An 18,602-nucleotide genomic window follows, 5' to 3' on the forward strand; every position below is an offset into this window, starting at 1 on the left:
GAAAATGCTTGATACCCTTCCTTTTGAGTACGCGTCCGCCAAAGCGCCATTACTCGTCGTCAAGGGCCAACTGGGCGAGAGCCGTGCCCCGGTGTCGGTCGTGCTTGATACGGGCGCGGGTGCGCCCTTTTCGCTTTTCTTGAGCACTAAGGTGGCAAAATCATTGTCGCTTGCACTGTCCGATGAAATAGTTCCGGAGACGTCGACCGCGGTCGGAAGCAAACGCCAGGGCTACCGAACGGCTGACCTGCCATTTTTTTCACTTGGACCGGTGAAACTGGTTCATACTCCTGTTGCCGTCTTGCCTATGATCGACGATATGGCGGGCCAGATAGGGCGTCCGGTAGACGCCATCATAGGCTACCAATTCCTTCGCGATCGCAGATTTTCAATCAACTACCCCATGCGCAAGATCGATCTGTCGGCGTCCGCACCGTCCGAGGGGGAGGCCATCGCCTTCACCCTGGCGGCAAAAAAGCCGATCATTCTCGTCCAGGCAAAGGTCAACGGAGAGGGCCCATTCACCTTTGAAATAGACACGGGCGCCACTGTGACCAGCCTGTCGCCAGAGACCGCCGCCCGCGCCCACATTACGCCCACAGGAGAAGGCGTCCTCGGTGGTGCGGGCGGGGCGGTGACCGTTAAGCGCGCGGATGCAAACCTGGCCGTGGGAACGGTCAAATTCGATCTGAAAAACGTGACCATAACGGACAGTTTGACCGGCATCAGTACCGCTGCCGGCAGCCAGATAGATGGTATTGTGGGGTTGGACTATTTTTACCGCACCACCCTCATAATCGACTACCCCAATGCCAAGGTTTGGATCGCCTTACCGAAGTAGACGGGATTTATATCACTGCGCGAGGTAAGGTCCGTCCGAATTTCAGAATCTGATGCATGGTGGTAGGGGTAAGTCTATTAATCCGTAGGGGCCGGGTAGGGCTATGACTCTCTATTCTGTAATTCTCTCTATCGGCGCGGCAAATGGCGCGGTCTTGGCGGCGCTCATCCTGCGGAGTCGACATAACCGTTTCGCCAATGCCGCGCTGTCGATGCTTCTGGGCGCCGTTCTGCTGAGCGTAGTCGTCTACATCATTGGCTACGCAGGCGCTTATGATAGATGGCCATGGCTCACCTTTTGCCCGCTCGATTGGTCACTCTCGTTCGGCCCCTTGCTTTGGATCTATGTTGTTTGCCTGACGACGGGCGTACGCCCAAACGGACTTGGCTTTCATTTTGCGCCGCTGGGTATGCATCTGGCATATCAGGTCGTGTGTTTCGCGTTGCCTATGCCTGAAAAGTGGGCCTGGTTTACCGGGACGGACCGACATCTTGTCGCCCCCTTCGTCCAGGGATTTTATTTCATTCAATTGGGCGTCTACCTGGCTTTGTCGGGTCGCGCCTACCTCGCATATACCGCGTGGCTGGTCCAACGGTTCGGAGACGCGCGGCCACGCACCGCCTGGCTCGGTGCCATATTGGGCACTATCGGGGTGTACTGGCTGATGGCAATCGGATTTTCCGCGTGGCATTGGTGGGTTCATCCCCTCGATTATTTCCAACGCTTTCCCGTGATGATCGCGTTTTGCCTGCTGGTCTATATCCTGGGACTTATGGGGTGGCGTTACAGTGGTTTGAACTGGCCACATGCCTACACGACGCCGGAGCCGGCGCAGCGAACAGACTATTCGGCTCTGGTGAGAGAATGGCGCCTCCGTATTGAGGCTGAGGGATGGTGGCGGGATGAGGCGCTGTCATTGCCCAGTCTGGCTAAGCGTCTGGCCGTGTCAGAACGCACTCTGTCGCGTGGTCTGCGCGAAGGCTCGGGAGAGAGCTTCAGTAGCTTTATCAATGCGTACCGGGTTCGCGCAATTACCAACTGGCTGGATGCCGGCGCAACAAGCGATTTTCTCACATTGGCGGCGGAGGCTGGTTTTGCCTCCAAGGCTAATTTCAACCGTGCTTTCAAGGCGGTTACCGGCATGACGCCCTCTGCCTATAGGCAGGTCAAGGCGGCGCAGATTCCGCCAATCGCGCATTTAGGCGGCCAATGAGGCGACAATCCTCCGGATTTGCGGTGTCTGGCCGTGCGTCAGGAGGCATCACATGCATAACATTAATCGTCGGTCCTGGTTAACAGGTATGGCTGCGCTGGCTGTTAACCCAGCCTTGCCCGCTATTGCGGGAGAAGTAGATCCGGCCGCTTTGCGCGCTGACCTGCCAACCCTGCGACGGGCCTACACCCTGCTGCATCCCGGCATTTATCGCTATCAGACGCCGGCACAATTCAATGCGGGATTGGACGATTTGGCTAGTGTGCTTGAGGCGCCGGCCTCCTTAGATACGCAATATCTGCACATCGCCCGGCTAACGGCGGCGATCAAATGTGGACACACCTACGGCAATTTTTACAATCAGTCAGATGGTGTCGCGGCACAGCTTTTCGAGCGCAAGACACGGCTGCCGTTCTTCTTCACCTGGACAGGCGCGCGTATGGTCGTAACCGACAATCCGCTCGGCGTCGATGGAATAGTCCGAGGCAGTGAAATCCTGTCGATCGACGGCGTCCCGGTCTCGGACATTCAGAGCACACTGCTGCCCTACCTGAGGGCTGATGGCTCAAACGACGCAAAGCGGCGTAAACTGCTGGATGTACAGGGCGCCGATGCCTTCGAAACCTTCGATGTTTTCCATAGCCTGCTTTATCCGCCCCGCCGCTCCACACTTAGGCTGAGGGTCCGCAAGCGTCCGGAGAGCGATGTTCGGACTCTGAACATTGAACCTATCGACCGCGCCGCACGTTTGAAGGCGTCACCGCAAAAAACAACACGTGACAGCCCCGACTATTGGACGCTCTCATTCCCGATGCCTGGCATAGCCGTCATCAAAATGCCCGGCTGGGCGCTTTACGACGCCAAGTGGGACTGGCGGGCAAAGATCGACGATATGTTCCAGAAGATCGCTGAAACGTCTGTCACGGGACTGATTATCGATATCCGGGAAAACGAAGGTGGTCTGGACTGCGGCCGTGAAATTCTGGCGCACCTGATCGATGAACCGGTGTCGCCGGCTACTGATATCGACAGGCTGGTTCGTTTCCGGTCGACTCCGGAGGACTTGCGGCCTTGTCTGGACACATGGGACCGTAGCTTCCACCATCTGGGCGAAGGCGCGACAGATCTCGGAAACGGCTATTTCGCTCTGGCAGACGACAGTGATGCAATACAGCCGATCCAGCCCAAAGGGCCGCGTTTCAAGGGCAAGGTCATCGTTCTCAGCAGCGCACAAAATAGCTCAGCCACCTTTCAATTTATCCAGGTCATGCGCGATTTGAAGCTGGCCTCTATCTACGGCGAACCGACAGGTGGAAACCGGCGCGGTATAAATGGGGGCTGTTTCTTTTTCCTGCGCCTGAAGAACTCAGGATTGGAGGTTGATCTACCATTGATCGGTCAATACCCCAAAACGCCACAACTGGACACTGGACTCCTGCCCGACGTTTTTGTTTTCTCGACGATTGAGGACATCGCCGCGGAGAGAGACGCAGTCTTGGCGCGCGCCATCAAGGACTTGAGAGGTTAAAGGTTCTAGACGCGCGCCTGTCCGTTGCAACGATACCCTGTCAGAAAGTTAACTTGGCATACGAAGGATTTCGTATATCGTCGCCAACATAGATGGAGGACGGGAAATGGGGACGGGAGACGCCATGTTATCGAGACGCAATTTAATCGTCGGCGCCGGAATTGGAACGGTATGTTTGGCGACTCGGTCATTGGCCGCGTCGGGCGATCATGGCGCCAGTTTCGTGGATCGTTTGGCGCAAGAACAAATCAGCAGTGGTCAGTGCGCAGGCCTTGCCGTGGGCCTGAAACACAAAGGGCAGGTTATTCTAAGCAAGGGTTATGGTCTTGCCGATGTGGCCAGTAAGACCCTTGTGACGGACCGGAGTGTTTTTCGGATAGCGTCGATTACAAAGACCTTCACCGCAATATCCATCATCCAGCTTAAAAATGCGGGCAAGCTCAAACTGGATGACCGGCTAAGCCTTTATTTTCCGTCATTCCCACGTGGGCACGACGTCACACTGGCTCAGTTGCTCAGTCACACAGCCGGTATATACGATTTCGTGCGGGGCTTTCCGCCAGGTTCCAGTCCGCATTGGACGACCGCAGATGAATTCATTGACCGTTTATTGAAGGTCGAGACACTCTACGACTTCGATCCGGGGACACATTATAGCTATAGCAATTCAGGCTACGTATTGTTGGGCGCCATCATTGAGCAGGTTTCCGGTCAACCGCTTGAGCGCTATATGGCGGGTCATATTTTCACGCCCCTCGGCTTGACGGATACGGTCATCGACCACACGGGTGATAAGGTGGACAATCGCGCCATCGGCTATAACTTGGTGGGAGGGCAGCTAAGCCCCGCGGCAGATGACGGTATGTTGCCGTTTTCGGCCGGGGCAATCCGGTCCAGTCTGCGCGACATGATGGTTTGGCAAACCGCACTATGGAATGGCACTTTGCTGCCGAAGGCCGACTTGGCAACCATGGCAAGGCCGGCACGTTTAAATGATGGCCAACTTGCCGACACGTCCATCTGGTGGCCGTCTGGCGGCCCGCCTGGCAAGCCGCCCGCCTTTATTACAGCGCATGGCTACGGTTTCGGACTAGAGAGCACAACAGCCTATGGCCACCTCTCTATCGGTCACAACGGGGGCATTAGCGGATATAACAGCATTGTCGCGCGATTTCCGCAGGATGATGTGGAAGTCGTAATGCTGGCGAACACCGATAACGGTATTGTCTCGCCTTGGTTCAAGCTGCTTGAGGGCGTCGGCAATGGAAAAGTGGGATGACACAGTCCATAGTCACGTGCCTAAAGCCCCTATTGTCCGTCATTTTGGGTGTCTGTCTTCTGATCGGGACAGCCCCGGCTTACGCCCAGATCGCGACAGGTAGGCAAGGCGAGGCAGCGGGCGCCATAACCCGTGCGGATCGCGACCGAGCCATTGCGGCTGTAAAGGCAGAGTTTCAAAAGACCTACGTCTTTCCCGAGACGGTGCCCGCCATAATCGCCAAGCTTGATCAGTCCCTGACGTCTGGCCGCTACGATGTCGATAGCCCGTCTGAGTTGGCCGCTCTTATTACGGCCGACCTGCGTGATAGCAGTCACGATCGTCACGCCTATCTGTCCTACGATCCCGCCAGATACGCCGCCGCCCAAAAACCGGCACAGGCGGGTGGGGATGATGAATTGGCGGCCTATGATGCGGCGCAGGCTCGGCATGATAATTTCGGTCTAACCGACCTGCGCATCCTGCCCGGCAACATCCGTTACCTGAAAATCGACGGCTTTGAATGGGTCGATGATGAAACCGGTCAGGCCTATGACGACGCAATGCGCTTCCTGAAAGGCGGCGATGCCGTCGTCATCGACCTGCGCGGAAATGGCGGCGGATCGGGCCAGGCTGTCCTCTATCTGGTCAGTCATTTCATGAAGGCGGGCACCCTCGAAATCACCTTCCTGCAGGGCAATGAAACACCTATGCAGGTGCACATCCTGGACAATGTCCCCGCGGGACGGATGATAGGCAAGCCGCTTTACGTGCTGGTCGATAGCGCTGTCGGCTCGGCGGCGGAAGGGTTCGCCTATGATGTACAACAGTTCAAACTTGGCCAGTTGGTTGGTGCAAAAACGGCAGGCGCGGCCAATAACAATAGCTTCGTCCCGATTGCTCCGGGATTTATGCTGAGCGTCTCATATGGCCGTCCGGTACATCCGATAAGTCAGAGCAATTGGGAGGGCGTCGGCGTAACCCCGGACATAGAGGTCGATCCCGCGCAGGCCCTGGACGCAGCGCAGGCGCTTGCCCTTAGCCGGTTGGATATCTCTTCGGCGTCTCCTGAGCAACGGGCCGACTATGCGTGGGCGAAAATTGAAGTCCAGGCGCGCCTGCATCCCGTCACCGTGTCGCCGGCGGTCGCCCAAACTCTGACCGGCGTCTATGACAAATATATCGTCACCTATCAGGACGGCGCTTTGTGGCTGGCCCGTCCAGGCCACCCGCTCTGGCCGCGCCCCTGTCAAATGCGGGCGCTAAATACCGAAAATCTTTTTGCGGTAGACGGCGTTGACAGGCTGCACGTGGTGCTGACGGGCAAGGCTATGGAGTTGTGGTGGAAGGGCGAAAATACACCCCGCACTCTCATTAAGAACTAGCGCCTGTTTCGATCCGATCAGACCGGAACGCGGTCTGATAACTGTGCGGCCGAGTCAGGTTTGGTGCCCAGCGTCTTGCTTTTAATGTCTACGACCTTGTCCGTTCGCGGGAAGCGCGCCCTGAACCATGTTCCGTCTTTTTCGGATGATGATACGCTGATTGTTCCGCCATGCGCCGTGATTATTTCCTTAACAATAAAAAGCCCCAGGCCCAAATTCCCCGATAGCGGCCGGCTTTTTGTGTCGTCGTTTGGTTGGGCCCGCGTGAGGGCGTTGAACAGAGTAGGCAGAGCGTCTGCACCAATCGGCACGCCTTCGTTATGTACAGAAAGGACGACCTCGTTTGGCGCGCCCTCCACGCGTATGGCAACCGGTGTGGTCCTGAACCCATACTGGACGGCGTTGCCGATCAGGTTCGAAAACACCTGGCCGATCCTGGCCTTGTCCCACAGGCCACTCACGTCGCCTGACACGTTTAACAGAAACTCCTGATGGGGATGAATGGCGCGCATCTCATCGACGATCAGGCGGCTGACAAAGCCCATGTCCATTACGTGGCGAATGATCGGTAAGCCAGAGCCCAGCCGGGCGCGCGTAAGGTCCAGAAGATTGCCGACGATTTCGCTGGCCCGGCTTGCACTCTCGACAATCTGAGACTGAAGCATAAGTTGTCGGCCACTTAATTCTCCGATTTTCATTGTCAGCTCGGCTGACATTGATACGGCGCCCAAAGGGTTGCGCAGATCGTGGCTGAGAATACCGAGAAACAGGTTGCGGGATAGTTCAAGTTTTTTTGAATAGTCAGAAATCGATTCCTTTAGCGCCTGATCAATCGACTCGTTAAAGCGGGTAAGATCGTCAAAGTCCGGCATGTTCAGCGCGATGCCCGATGCTTTCCACAGCCGAACAACGCTTGTCCGCAGTGCGCGATATTCTGAGACCATCTGCTCCATGTTGAAGCCCCCATCATAACGCAATGACGCGTGAACCTCCGCAGCACTGGGATAGTGCTGTTCGGGTTTTTCACCGCGAGATTTCTCAACCTGCTCGCCGTCTGTCTGCGTGGTTTCAATATCCGCCACTATGAATTCGAGAATTTCCTGAATGTGATCTCTTATCACTAAAGACTCGGTTCGAGCGCCGGAAGGGTCTAAGGTTATTGCGAAGCTCTCCCAATCGGCAACTATTGGCGCTATATTTTCACGAATGAAGCTGGCGAGGCGCATGATGGGGCTCCATGACTTTAGAAAAATTACGAAGTCGGCCCGAATAACTTTAGAGCGTCAGCTTTTATTTTGCAAAACGCCTAGAGTCAGGAGTCAATATATATCTCAGAAGGCGAAAATTGTGATAGACTCGGAAAATACGCAGGCTCACCTCTGTCCGTCGGATATCCCGGCCGCATGTGCGTTCGTTGAAATGGCAGAAGCGGCAGTTCCTTGGTACAGACGGCTTCACACGCTCCGCCCAAAGTCTGTTCGTCGTCAGCACGGTTGTCATCGGCTAACATGTTAGCGCCTGGGATCTCGCCCCCTTCGGATGCAATTGACAAACGCCCGATTGTTTACATCGTCGACGACGATTTACTGATCCGCGACGGCCTACGGTGCTTGCTGGAGGCGGAAGGGTTGGCGGTCGAAGATTATGATAATAGCGAAGCGTTTCTGATGACATATCAACCCGGCGAGGGTGGGTGTTTGCTACTGGATGCCCGCTTGCCGGGCATGAGTGGAATCGAACTGCTGCGCTGGCTGCGCAAAAACGGCAGTAGGATACCCATCCTTATGATGACGGGGCATAGCGATGTCGCAATGGCTGTCGAAGCCATGAAAGCCGGCGCGTCTGATTTTCTTGAAAAGCCGGTGACGCGCCGTCGTCTGGTCGATTCCGTAAAAGTCGCTGTCACGGCCTCTCGCCAAATCAATGAACGCGATGACGAGCAGAGGTCCGCGGCTGAGCATATTGCCAAGCTCACCCCCCGCCAGAAAGAAATCCTTATGCTTGTAGTGGGGGGGCGTCCCAGCAAGAACATAGCCGCCGATATCGGCATCAGTCAGCGCACGGTTGAGAGTCACCGGGCATCGATTATGCGAAAACTGGGGGCCAAGTCATTGCCGGAACTGGGACGAATTGTCATGAGACCCGACGCGGAAAAAGAGGCGTGACCGGCGTCCGCGCCGGCATTGGAGCGCATCTCGATCTGACTACATCAGATCGGCACTCTACTTGTTTGCTTTAAGCTGCCTTTGGCAGATCCGGTCCGGATGCGGGTATTGCGGGGAAGGTCACCGTCCAGAGTGTGCCCTTGTCTGAAGCGAGATTAATGTCTCCACCAATCTGCTGGACAAGGCGCCGAACCAGCCCCACGCCGTGGCGCTTACTGCCGATCTTTTCAACGAAGCCGGTGCCATCGTCGCGTATCGTCAGGCGGGCTGTCTCAGGCGTGTCCGCACCGATGATCAGGGAAACGGCTATTGTACCGTTTCCCGCAGGAAAGGCGTGGTCAAAACTGTTCGTGACCAGCTCAGCAACGATAATGCCGAGTGCCGTCACCATATCCAGATCAAGGGTAATGGACGCGCTCTCGCAAGTCAGGTCGATATTGTCTGTATTGCCGTCCTGGATTTCGGCGAGGTTCACACACAACGATTTCATATAGATGCCGAAATCCGTTGTATGGGTCATCTCGGTACCCAGCAGGTTCTCATAGACCTTTGCCAGGGTAAAGACGCGCCTTGCAATCGCTCTCAAACCCCGCTGACCGTATTCGTCGCTCGTGTCATCCAATTGCTTGGTCAGCATCCCGTAGATGAGCTGCAAATTGTTTCGGACCCGATGTTGCAGTTCTTCAGCAAGAACCTTTTTCTGATCCAGCAACCGGTCTTTTTCCTCGACGAGGATCTTCATCTCCTGGATTGTCGCCTGAAGCAGCTCGGTTCTGGCCGAGGTTGCCACGGCTTCGGCCAGGACGTTGGCGAAACCCGTCAAGAAGTCGATGTCGTGCTGGTCGTAGTCCTGCTGGACGTTGTTGTCGATTTCAAGCACGCCATAAGGATGTTTATCCTTGATATGGATCACGACGTCGACGGTCGAAATGATGCCATGGTCGGCGTAAAACGCCGGCAGCACGAAGGTGGTGTCCGTGCGCAAATCTTTGGAGATGGCCGGTTCTTTCGTGATGAACGCGCGCCCCTGTGGAGAACTTTCATCGGCCCGTGACACCACATTGCCTATAACGCCGGGCTTCCAGCCGTAACCAGCTTCCACGAGCAGGTCATTTTCTTCCGATCGATAGCGGCAGACCTTGCTGAAAGGCACATCAAGTCCGGATGCACAAACCCGGGCGGCTTCGGTTAGAACCTTATGCAGGTCGTTCTCACGCAGCGCAAAGCTGCCAAAACTGGCGATCGCCGCCTGCTGTCGAAGAAGCTTATGTATTCGGGCGACGTTGTTATCGGGCATGCAAGGTCTTACGATCAGGGGTGGGGGGCTTCAAAAGTTTGAAGCCGCGCGGGTGTGGCAGGTCGCTTGATCCTGTGGTGACGACGTCGCTAATGATACTCAGGCTGCAGAGCAGATCTTTTGTCAGATATGGCTTCACCAAAGAGCCATCGCCGTCGTCTGATGTCAGATTGAACTGTGAAATATTGCCGCTGGCAAACAGGATGCCTATCCGTTTAATTTTTTGCAGCTCTAGCGCGACATCGGTGCCAAATCCACCCCCCGCCAGACGTAAATCTATAATAGCCAGGTCGGGGACATCGGATTTTGCCAGTCCAATAGCCTCGTCGACTGTGCGGGCAATGCCGCAAACTTCGTAACCCGACGCGACCAGGAATTCTTCGGTCATATCGGCAATCATGAGGTCATCTTCGACGATCAATATTTTCCGCATCTGCGGTCCTTTTGAAGCGGGCGAACCGCGACCACAAATGACCGACGGGATCCGGACGGATACGGGCTGCCTGGATAAGCGGCTAACGAGGCTGGTAGGCGAGGCTTTACGTCCTAAACCCTATCGTACGCAGGCAGACTTCACCATCCTCGGAAACTACCCATAAAACGTCGGCCGGACGCCCGTGCAGAGCGCTGATCTGACGCCAGCAGGTGGGGACGCGGTCTAGCCGGCCATATCGGAGACAAGCTCTTGGATACGCTTCGGAGCCAGGGACTCGCATTTCTGGGGGGTATGCTTAGATAGGTAGGCAGCAATGTCGTCAGCCGGCATTGGCTTGCCGAAGATATACCCTTGAATCATCGTGGCGCCAACCGACCGGACTTCGGCCAGTTCCTCTGCGGTTTCCACGCCTTCCACGACGTGTTCCATGCCCAGATTACTGGCGAGCTCGATCATCGACTTGATAATCTTTTTGGCGTGGGTGTTTTGCCCAAGCGCCAAAACAAATGAGCGATCGATTTTCACCGTGTCGACCTTGATGCGATTTAAGTAGCTGAAATTCGTATACCCGGATCCAAAATCATCCAAGGCAATACGGCAACCGATGCCGCTGAGGCGCGAGGTTGACCTCAGGGCTTGGGTGAAGTCAGTGAGCATCGCCGTTTCGGTGATTTCCAGCTCAATCCGATCCGCAGCAACGCCGGATTCGCGAACGACCTCGAGTATTCTGTCGACGGACTTCGGCGACAGCAGGTCGCGCGCCGACAGGTTAAAACATATCCGGATATCGCTTGGCCACGCGGCCGCGGCCCCTAGGGCTTTCTCCAGCAGCGTGTGCGTGAGGCTTGTAATTAAGCCAGACCGCTCGGCAGCGCGGATGAACACATCCGGCGCCACGCGCCCCAGTTTGTCACTATGCCATCTCGCCAAGGCTTCAAATCCAACAATACGGTTTTCGTTCAAGTCGTATTGCGGTTGGAAGGCGAGGGTGAGTTCCCTTTCCCGGTCAATGCCACGCAGCGCCTGCTCGACGGCCTTTGTTGACCGGATGAGTTCTTCGTGGCCGCGATCAAACAGCACGGCGATCCCGCGACTGCGTTCCTTGGCCTCATAAAGAGCGTAATCTGATCGTTCCAGAAGCTTGGATGGGTTGCGCTCACCCAAGGTGCGTTCGGTGAAGCCTGCCGACGCCGACAGATAGGCGGTTTCGTTATCCAGGCTGTAGGGTTCGGCCAAAGCGGCACAAATGGCGTCACCCACTATGCGTAAGCCGGGTTCGTCGAGTTCGAGCAAGATAATGGCGAACTCGTCGCCGCCCAGACGGGCAACGGTTGACGCCTCGCCGCAGGCCACGCTCAGGCGTCTGGCAACTTCGATAAGGACTTGATCGCCAGCGTTGTGTCCGTAGATGTCGTTGATCGGCTTGAATCCATCCAGATCAACGAGGCCCAGATAGAAGCTGGCATCGTGGGACAAGTGTTTGTCCAGGGCCTTGAGGAAAGCCCGTCGATTTGGCAGTCCGGTCAGGGTATCATAGGTGGCGAGCGACATCGCCTGATCACGGTTAAGGTCTGAGTCAATCTTGGATTTGACAGCTCGCAGCATGGCCGAGCGCGTCACCCGTGATAGCCCGATGGCTATAACCAGACTGGTGAACCCAACCCAGCAGCAATTTACGAACTGACCTGGGTCAAACCAATAGGCCGCCGCGAGAAGGCCGGTGATTGACGCCAGCGAAGTGGTGTAGACGACTCGAGGACGTACACCAGACACAGCGAAGGCTGGGACCAGCAGGACCAAATACATCAGCTTGATCGGTTGGTATCCGGCAAAGATATCCAGCAGCGCGTTGCCTATAAAAGAAAACCCGATGACATGGCCGGTAATTTCCAGACGGATAACCGACGCGCGCTGACGGTTGTACGCCCAGAAAGCCACACACATAAACAGAGTAATTAAGGATACCGCCGGCACGAAACCGGGATCACCTTCGACACGGTAGAAAAGGGTATTAATAAAAAAATAGAAAGCGGCAAAGACGAGGAAGTAGCACATGCTGGTGCGCATCGCTGCAGCAAAGGTGTCTGCAACTGTGCTGGTTTTCATCGACATGTTAGTGGAGGATGGTTCAGCCCCTGTCAGATGGATGCTGAGGCGGGAATAAAAACGCGATAGCCCCATGGCAAACACCTTTACCCCTACTAAGTCTACAAAGCGTAATGTTACCGGAATAGTATCAATTCATGAATTTGCTAATAAGGTAAGTGGTTAACTTGTTATGGACTGGGGCGAGGTACTTGCCGACCTGATCCCTGAAAATATCTACTGCCACACCCGCTCTCACCGACGTTCTCTATTTCGACGATCAACTGGCGGATTGTGGTGACCACACGCTTTCAGCGCCAGGCAATTGCCATCTTCGCCGCTGTTATGTTCTGCCTGTGCGCTATGAGTGCCGCCCTTAAACGACGGGTTAGAAAGCGTCGCGCGGCTGCGCGCCGAGTGCATTTGACAAGGAGGTGCAGGTGTCTACAAGGGCGTGAGCGCAGGCCTCGACACTGATGCTCAGCTTGCTACGAATGTAGGGTATAGTGATGGCGGCGACCAGGCCGCGATCGTTGAAGACCGGGCAGGCAATGTCGGTAATGCTTTCCGAATAGGCGCTCTGAGCGATCAGGTAGCCGTTTTCACGTGCGCGTATGGCCTGTTGCTCAAAGCGCGTCCATTCGCTTTCAGATACGGTGGGTTGCAGGGCTTTACGCCAGGCGGCTTTACTCATCGGGTTTTGGAAAGCGTATAAAACCGTGCCGGCGATCGCTTCGACTATACCCTGACGATATCCGACGCGGACGTGAAAGCTGGGAGCGGCGGGCGCGTCCATCTGGCCAATCACGACCACCTGATCGTCCGAAGCAACGACAATGTGCGTCGCCTGCAGAATTTCGTCGCTGAGCGTCCGAATTGCCGGAATAGCGTAGTCGAGCAGATTTTTGCTGATGCCGCGCGACATGCCCAGCGAAAACAGCTTGTTCGTCAGTTCGTAACCGTTCTGATTTTCAGCCATGATCACGTAGCCGCGATGCTCCAGAACGGCAATCATGCGGAACAATTCACTGACAGATCGGTTCAGGTGCTCAGAGATTTGCTTTGGTGGCATGGGTTTGGGCGATGTCGCCAGGAGCTCAATAATATCCAGTCCTTTTTCCAACGCAGGCGCGCGATACTTGAGTTCGCTCTCGTCTATTTCGTCCTGAACGGATACGTCTGGTTTCGCCATAACTTGCCTTCATGCGTCCGCTCATCGGCGGGCGATCCCGTCGCGGCCGTTTAGCAGCGTCCCTGCTGATTTGAATTAAGTCTTACCAATCGCCACCATATATGAAAAGCAAAAACAGCGACACGTATAGCAGGCGAAGGGAGAAACTGAATTGCCATGCCGTTCAACGACATCGGGGATTTGCATTTAAAAATAAATTTTACTTTTGAATTTTTTACCTACTGTGCCATCTTGGTTGCGACGTGCGTTGACCGGATGATCAATTGGAAATGGCCTAAGGCCATAGAATCCAAGGTCACCCTTTTACAATAGGCGGGGATGAAATGGGCATGTCTCAGGTCTTCGGCTAAAAATAAATAAAGTAACGAGACAGATGATGAAACACAGGGGCATGGGCGCTGCTTTGGGCGCTATTGTAGCGGTTTTAATGGCCGGCGAGGCGTTGGCACAAACCGCCCCGGTAAAAAGTGAACCCTATATTTGGGCGACGGCGCCCATGGGCGGCGGGGGATTTGTCGATGGCTTCGTCTATCATCCCGAGAAGAAAGGGCTACTCTATGCCCGTACGGATGTTGGCGGCGCTTACCGCTGGGACGCGGCTGAGCAGCTCTGGATGCCTTTACTCGATAGCGCGAGCAGCGCCGATGGCTTAGGCATTTTCAGCCTGGCTGTCGATCCGCAGGATGCGAATACGGTTTATGTCGCGGCGGGACTTTATACCAGCCAATGGGGCGGCAACGGGGCGGTTCTACGTTCAGACGACCAGGGTCAGACCTGGCGAAAGACCGATCTGCCGGTCAAGCTGGGCGGGAATGAGGACGGGCGCAACACCGGCGAGCGATTGCAGGTCGATCCCAATGCGCGTGATATTCTGTTTTTGGGTACGACGACGGGGGGGCTGCTCAAAAGCGCCGACGGCGGCAAGACCTGGAGCGCCGTTTCTTCGTTTCCGGAAGCCTATGTCACCTTCGTGCTCTTCGATCGGGATTCGGGTCAGAGGGGAGCGCCGACACCCACACTGTATGCCGGCGTGAAGGCGAAAAACGCCGGCCTCTACGTCAGCCACGATGGCGGCGTCTCCTGGCAGGTGGTCAAGGGCGCCCCGAAAGGCTTTATGGCGCACCATGGCGTGTTCGATGGCGACAGCCGGCGTCTCTACGTCACCTTTTCGGACACGCCCGGCCCCAATGATTGCAAAGATGGCGCGGTCTATCGCTACGATACGGTCGCCGGCAGCTGGACCGATATTACGCCACAAAAGCCGGGCCACGGTGGCCCTAGCTTCTGTTATGCCGGGGCAAGCGCTGCGGCAAGTGTGCCCGGCACCCTGGTTGTAACGACGCTGGACCGTTGGTGGGGCGGCGACACGGCTTACCGCAGCACGGACGGCGGCGCACACTGGATCGACATCGGAGCGACGTCAAAGCATGATGCCAACGGCTATCCGTGGATGAGCCTTAGTCGCAACGGTCACGAAGCCATGGGCCACTGGATGTCCGACATAGAGATCAATCCATTCGATCCGAACGAGGCCATCTACGGCACAGGTGACGGCCTGTGGATGACGCAAAATCTCGCCGATGCCGATTCCGCAAAACCGGTGACGTGGACGTTTGAGGTTGGTAATTTTGAAGAGACGGCACCGCTTGACCTGATTAGCCCGCCCGCCGGCGCGCATCTCATGGCGGCGGTTGGCGATGTCGGGGGCTTCCGGTATCTGAACTTTGAAGCGTCTCCGCCCGCCGAAGGCGGCTATTTCCAGCCGGCGGCCGGGTCGAACCGCTCTATAGATTTTGCCGAGCTCAATCCGGGATTCGTGGTGCGTGTCGCCGATGGCGATGCGGCCACTCGCCACGCGCTCTATTCACTCGATAACGGCAAGACCTGGGCGGACATGCCATCGGCGCCACCGATTGTTACGCATGACGCCGACGGTTGGTACGCACCGGGGCGCATCGCTGTATCGGCGCGGGGCGCGGCTATGGTCTGGGTGACAGGCAAGGGCGATGCCTATTCTTCACTCGATCGCGGTAAGTCCTGGCTGCCGTCGCAAGGTTTCCCGCAGATGAAGGGGCGCGCCTTCCCGGTTTTTTCAGACCGCTCGACTGAGGGTGTTTTCTACGCCTATGACGCCAGTGCCGGTAACCTGTCCGTCAGCACTGATGGCGGCTTGAGTTTCAAGGTGTTCGTTAGAGGCCTGCCCGTGATCGAATCCTGGCGGTCATTGGGCCAGCCGCGCGCTGTTCCCGGCCGGCTGCGCGACATTTGGGTGCCGACACCGCAAGGCCTTTTCCATTCTCCTGATCCGGACTCTCCGTTCAAGCAGGTGCGCGATATTTCGGAAGCGGCGGCCATAGGCTTCGGCAAAAGCACTACCGGACAGGACTATCCGGCGGTTTATATGTGGGGGCGCTACAAAGGCGTATGGGGAATTTTCCGCTCCGATGACGCGGGTGGGTCTTGGGTCCGAATCAATGACGATGCGCATCAGTATGGCGGCGGTCTCGGCGGTCAGGTCATCGGCGATCCGCGTCAGTACGGACTGGTCTACATTACCACGTCGGGGCGGGGCGTTGCTCTCGGACAGCCTGCCGTCGCTCTGGGCGACGCGTCGTCAACGCAAAAGTAAAATCCGATGGAAGGAAAACACATGTTGAACCTCACGCCCTTTGCGCGCGTACTGCTTCTCGCGGGTCTAATCGCGGCTGAGCCTGCGGCGTCGAAAGCGGAACAGCTGAACCTGTCGCAAGACTGGCTTGTTCACAAGACTGACGCTGCGGGGGCGGATCAGGGCGGATATGATGATCGCGGCTGGACGCGTATCGTTGTGCCGCATGACGCCTCTATCATGGATGGCTCGGATGGAACGCCCTTCGACGCCAATGCTGAGGCGGGCCAGGATTCCGGTTATTTGCCGGGCGGTATAGTCTGGTACCGCAAGCACCTGAGTCTCAGCACAGCCCAGGCGGCCCAGGTCGCGCGGCTTAATTTCGAAGCTGTTTACATGGACGCCCAGATTTGGGTGAACGGTCAGCCGGTAGCGACCCATCGCTACGGTTATTCCGCCTTTTCCATCGACCTGACCGGTAAGTTGCGGGCCGGCGACAATCTGATTGCGGTGCGTGTCAATCATGAAGACCCGTCATCGCGTTGGTACGCCGGAACCGGCCTGATCAGGCCGGTGTCACTCGACCTCATGAATTGCGCGCATATCGAGCCCGATAGCATAGCGATCACGACGCCCGTGGCGACGCCTAAGACCGGTGAAGTCTCCGTCGCCACAACTGTCGCCAACTGTGCTGCCGGCGCCAAATCCGTAGAACTGGTCAATAGGGTTGTGGCCGCCAACGGCGACGTCGTGGCGAGCGCCGCGATCCGGCTATCGGCGCCGGCGAAGGGCCGTATGGCGCATAAGCAAAACCTGACCGTGCCCGATCCGGCCCTGTGGTCGCCGGAGTCACCGAACCTTTATACGCTGGTGCAACAGGTCCGCGTCGGCGGCGCCGTCGTCGATGAGCGCCGCACGCGTTTTGGTATTCGCACGATCAGCGTGGATGCCGTCAAGGGACTTCGCATCAATGGCCAACCGGTACGGCTTAGGGGCGGCAATATCCACCACGACAATTACATGCTGGGCGCGGCGGGGTTTCCGAATGCCGACACGCGAAAGGTGGCCCTGATGAAGGCGGCGGGCTACAATGCTATCCGTATGGCCCATAACCCTGCCAGCCAGGCCACGCTCGATGCCGCCGATCAATTGGGGATGCTGGTGATTGACGAGGCTTTTGACGCCTGGAACAAGAACAAGCGGCCTAAGGACTATGCCCGTTTCTTTGCGGACAACTGGGAGCGGGACATCACCAGCCTCGTTGTCAGCGGGCGCAATCATCCGAGCGTGTTGTTCTGGAGCATCGGCAATGAAATTCCAGAAAGCGGGACGCCATTGGGTGTCGAAACGGGCCGCAAACTGGCGCGCGTGGTGCGCAGCCTCGATCCGTCGCGCCCGGTGACGCAAGGGGTGAATGCCGAGCCACCTTTGGACGACGCGCAGTTCGCAACAGGGGACGTCGCGGGCTATAATTACCACGCCAATTTGTTTGCGGGTGATCACGATCGTTTCCCCGATCGTGTCATGTTCACATCAGAATCGACCTCAAAGGATGCCTTTGACTATTGGCACCCGGTTGAAACCATGCCCTGGGTAATCGGTGATTTCGTCTGGACGGCCGTAGACTATATCGGCGAGACCGGCATCGGATGGATGGGGTATAGCCAGGACTGGCAGAAGTTAGGCCCCTATCCCTGGCATCTCGCCTATTGCGGCGAAATCGACGCCATCGGGCGCAAGCGCCCCGCCGCCTATTACCGCGAAGTGTTGTGGAAAACCGGGATTGACCCGATCTCCGCTTTTGTTCGGCAGCCAAAAGAGACGCAGGACCTGCCCGATCGCGGTCTTTTCCCGACCACTCCGCCGCATCTTGACTGGTCGCTGGATGATGTTCACCCAAGCTGGACGTGGCCGGACCAAGTTGGCAAGGCGGTCGAAGTCGACGTCTATTCCGAGTTCCCGGAGGTGGAGCTATTCCTCAATGGCAAAAGCCTTGGGCGCAAAGGTGTAGGTGTGGCCAGCCAGTACAAGGCGACCTATTCCGTTGCATACGCACCTGGCAAGCTGGTGGCTATAGGCTACCGCGATGGGCGCGAGGCAGGGCGATGGGAATTGCGGACGGCGGGAGATCCCGTTAGGGCGCAACTCCACAGCGATAAGACCCAAATCGTCGCCAATGGTGAGGATCTGGCCTATGTCAATCTGACACTTCTCGATGACGACGGAACGCCCATCTACGCCCGCGATGGCGACCGCCAGGTGACGGTGCATGTGTCCGGTGCTGCGGCCTTGGCCGGTATCGGCAACGGCAATCCCATGGACGCCGCCAGCTTCCAGTCCGGTAAGCGAACAACCTTCCACGGCCAACTCGCCTTCGTGCTGCGCGGCCTGAATCAGCCGGGGAAAATCCAGGTCACCGTCGATATAGACGGCCTGCCCGCACAATATCTCAGGCTTGACGCCGTGGCTGGCAACGGAGGTACGCGGTGACGGGGTGAGGGGCAGATGCGACATGAAAAGCGGGTGGAATGGGTTGCCCGACGACGTCTCCGAGGCTGGGGCATCACAGAGACGCGACCAAATCCGGCCAGTGA

At 56.9% G+C, this 18,602-nt stretch carries 13 protein-coding genes; 8 read left to right on the forward strand and 5 right to left on the reverse strand.

Annotation, left to right across the window (positions count from 1 at the left end):
* Positions 1-4 precede the first annotated feature (4 nt).
* From RCJ00_RS08935 to RCJ00_RS08955, 5 genes are all read left to right on the forward strand, one after another.
* The gene (locus RCJ00_RS08935) at positions 5-841 is read left to right on the forward strand and encodes an aspartyl protease family protein (protein ID WP_316221460.1); all 837 of its coding nucleotides are present in this window, start codon (positions 5-7) and stop codon (positions 839-841) included.
* Between the two features lie 103 nt (positions 842-944).
* Entirely contained in the window at positions 945-2,054 is a 1,110-nt protein-coding gene (locus RCJ00_RS08940; RefSeq protein ID WP_316221461.1) for an AraC family transcriptional regulator, read from the forward strand.
* A 52-nt stretch (positions 2,055-2,106) separates the two neighbouring features.
* Positions 2,107-3,582: a S41 family peptidase gene (locus tag RCJ00_RS08945; RefSeq protein WP_316221462.1), complete on the forward strand. Its 1,476-nt coding sequence runs from the start codon at positions 2,107-2,109 to the stop codon at positions 3,580-3,582.
* Between the two features lie 124 nt (positions 3,583-3,706).
* A complete protein-coding gene (locus tag RCJ00_RS08950) occupies positions 3,707-4,861 on the forward strand; it encodes a serine hydrolase domain-containing protein (RefSeq protein ID WP_316221464.1) in 1,155 nt (384 codons plus the stop codon).
* Entirely contained in the window at positions 4,858-6,225 is a 1,368-nt protein-coding gene (locus RCJ00_RS08955; protein WP_316221466.1) for a S41 family peptidase, read from the forward strand. Before RCJ00_RS08950 ends, RCJ00_RS08955 begins: the two co-directional genes overlap by 4 nt.
* 17 nt (positions 6,226-6,242) lie before the next feature.
* Here the strand turns inward: RCJ00_RS08955 and RCJ00_RS08960 are convergent, their stop codons facing one another.
* On the reverse strand, positions 6,243-7,451 hold the full coding sequence (locus tag RCJ00_RS08960; RefSeq protein ID WP_316221467.1) for a sensor histidine kinase: 1,209 nt from the start codon (positions 7,449-7,451) through the stop codon (positions 6,243-6,245).
* A gap of 282 nt (positions 7,452-7,733) precedes the next feature.
* Here RCJ00_RS08960 and RCJ00_RS08965 point away from each other — a divergent pair, with 282 nt between their 5' ends.
* A complete protein-coding gene (locus tag RCJ00_RS08965) occupies positions 7,734-8,390 on the forward strand; it encodes a response regulator transcription factor (protein WP_316221468.1) in 657 nt (218 codons plus the stop codon).
* 70 nt (positions 8,391-8,460) lie between these two features.
* Here RCJ00_RS08965 and RCJ00_RS08970 read toward each other — a convergent pair whose 3' ends face one another.
* From RCJ00_RS08970 to RCJ00_RS08985, 4 genes are all read right to left on the reverse strand, one after another.
* Positions 8,461-9,687: a histidine kinase dimerization/phosphoacceptor domain -containing protein gene (locus RCJ00_RS08970; RefSeq protein WP_316221469.1), complete on the reverse strand. Its 1,227-nt coding sequence runs from the start codon at positions 9,685-9,687 to the stop codon at positions 8,461-8,463.
* On the reverse strand, positions 9,677-10,120 hold the full coding sequence (locus RCJ00_RS08975) for a response regulator (RefSeq protein ID WP_316221470.1): 444 nt from the start codon (positions 10,118-10,120) through the stop codon (positions 9,677-9,679). Before RCJ00_RS08975 ends, RCJ00_RS08970 begins: the two co-directional genes overlap by 11 nt.
* A gap of 225 nt (positions 10,121-10,345) precedes the next feature.
* On the reverse strand, positions 10,346-12,304 hold the full coding sequence (locus tag RCJ00_RS08980) for a putative bifunctional diguanylate cyclase/phosphodiesterase (protein WP_316221471.1): 1,959 nt from the start codon (positions 12,302-12,304) through the stop codon (positions 10,346-10,348).
* Positions 12,305-12,596: 292 nt separating this feature from the next.
* Positions 12,597-13,400, reverse strand: a complete 804-nt coding sequence (locus RCJ00_RS08985) for an IclR family transcriptional regulator (RefSeq protein WP_316221472.1) — start codon at positions 13,398-13,400, stop codon at positions 12,597-12,599.
* 373 nt (positions 13,401-13,773) lie between these two features.
* On the opposite strand from RCJ00_RS08985, the gene RCJ00_RS08990 reads away from it, so the two are divergent.
* Both RCJ00_RS08990 and RCJ00_RS08995 read left to right on the forward strand, forming a co-directional pair.
* Positions 13,774-16,029, forward strand: a complete 2,256-nt coding sequence (locus RCJ00_RS08990; protein WP_316221473.1) for a beta propeller repeat protein — start codon at positions 13,774-13,776, stop codon at positions 16,027-16,029.
* A gap of 21 nt (positions 16,030-16,050) precedes the next feature.
* The gene (locus tag RCJ00_RS08995) at positions 16,051-18,498 is read left to right on the forward strand and encodes a glycoside hydrolase family 2 TIM barrel-domain containing protein (RefSeq protein WP_316221474.1); all 2,448 of its coding nucleotides are present in this window, start codon (positions 16,051-16,053) and stop codon (positions 18,496-18,498) included.
* Positions 18,499-18,602 lie beyond the last annotated feature (104 nt).

Source organism: Asticcacaulis aquihabitans, from assembly GCF_032490435.1.
Lineage (GTDB): Bacteria > Pseudomonadota > Alphaproteobacteria > Caulobacterales > Caulobacteraceae > Asticcacaulis.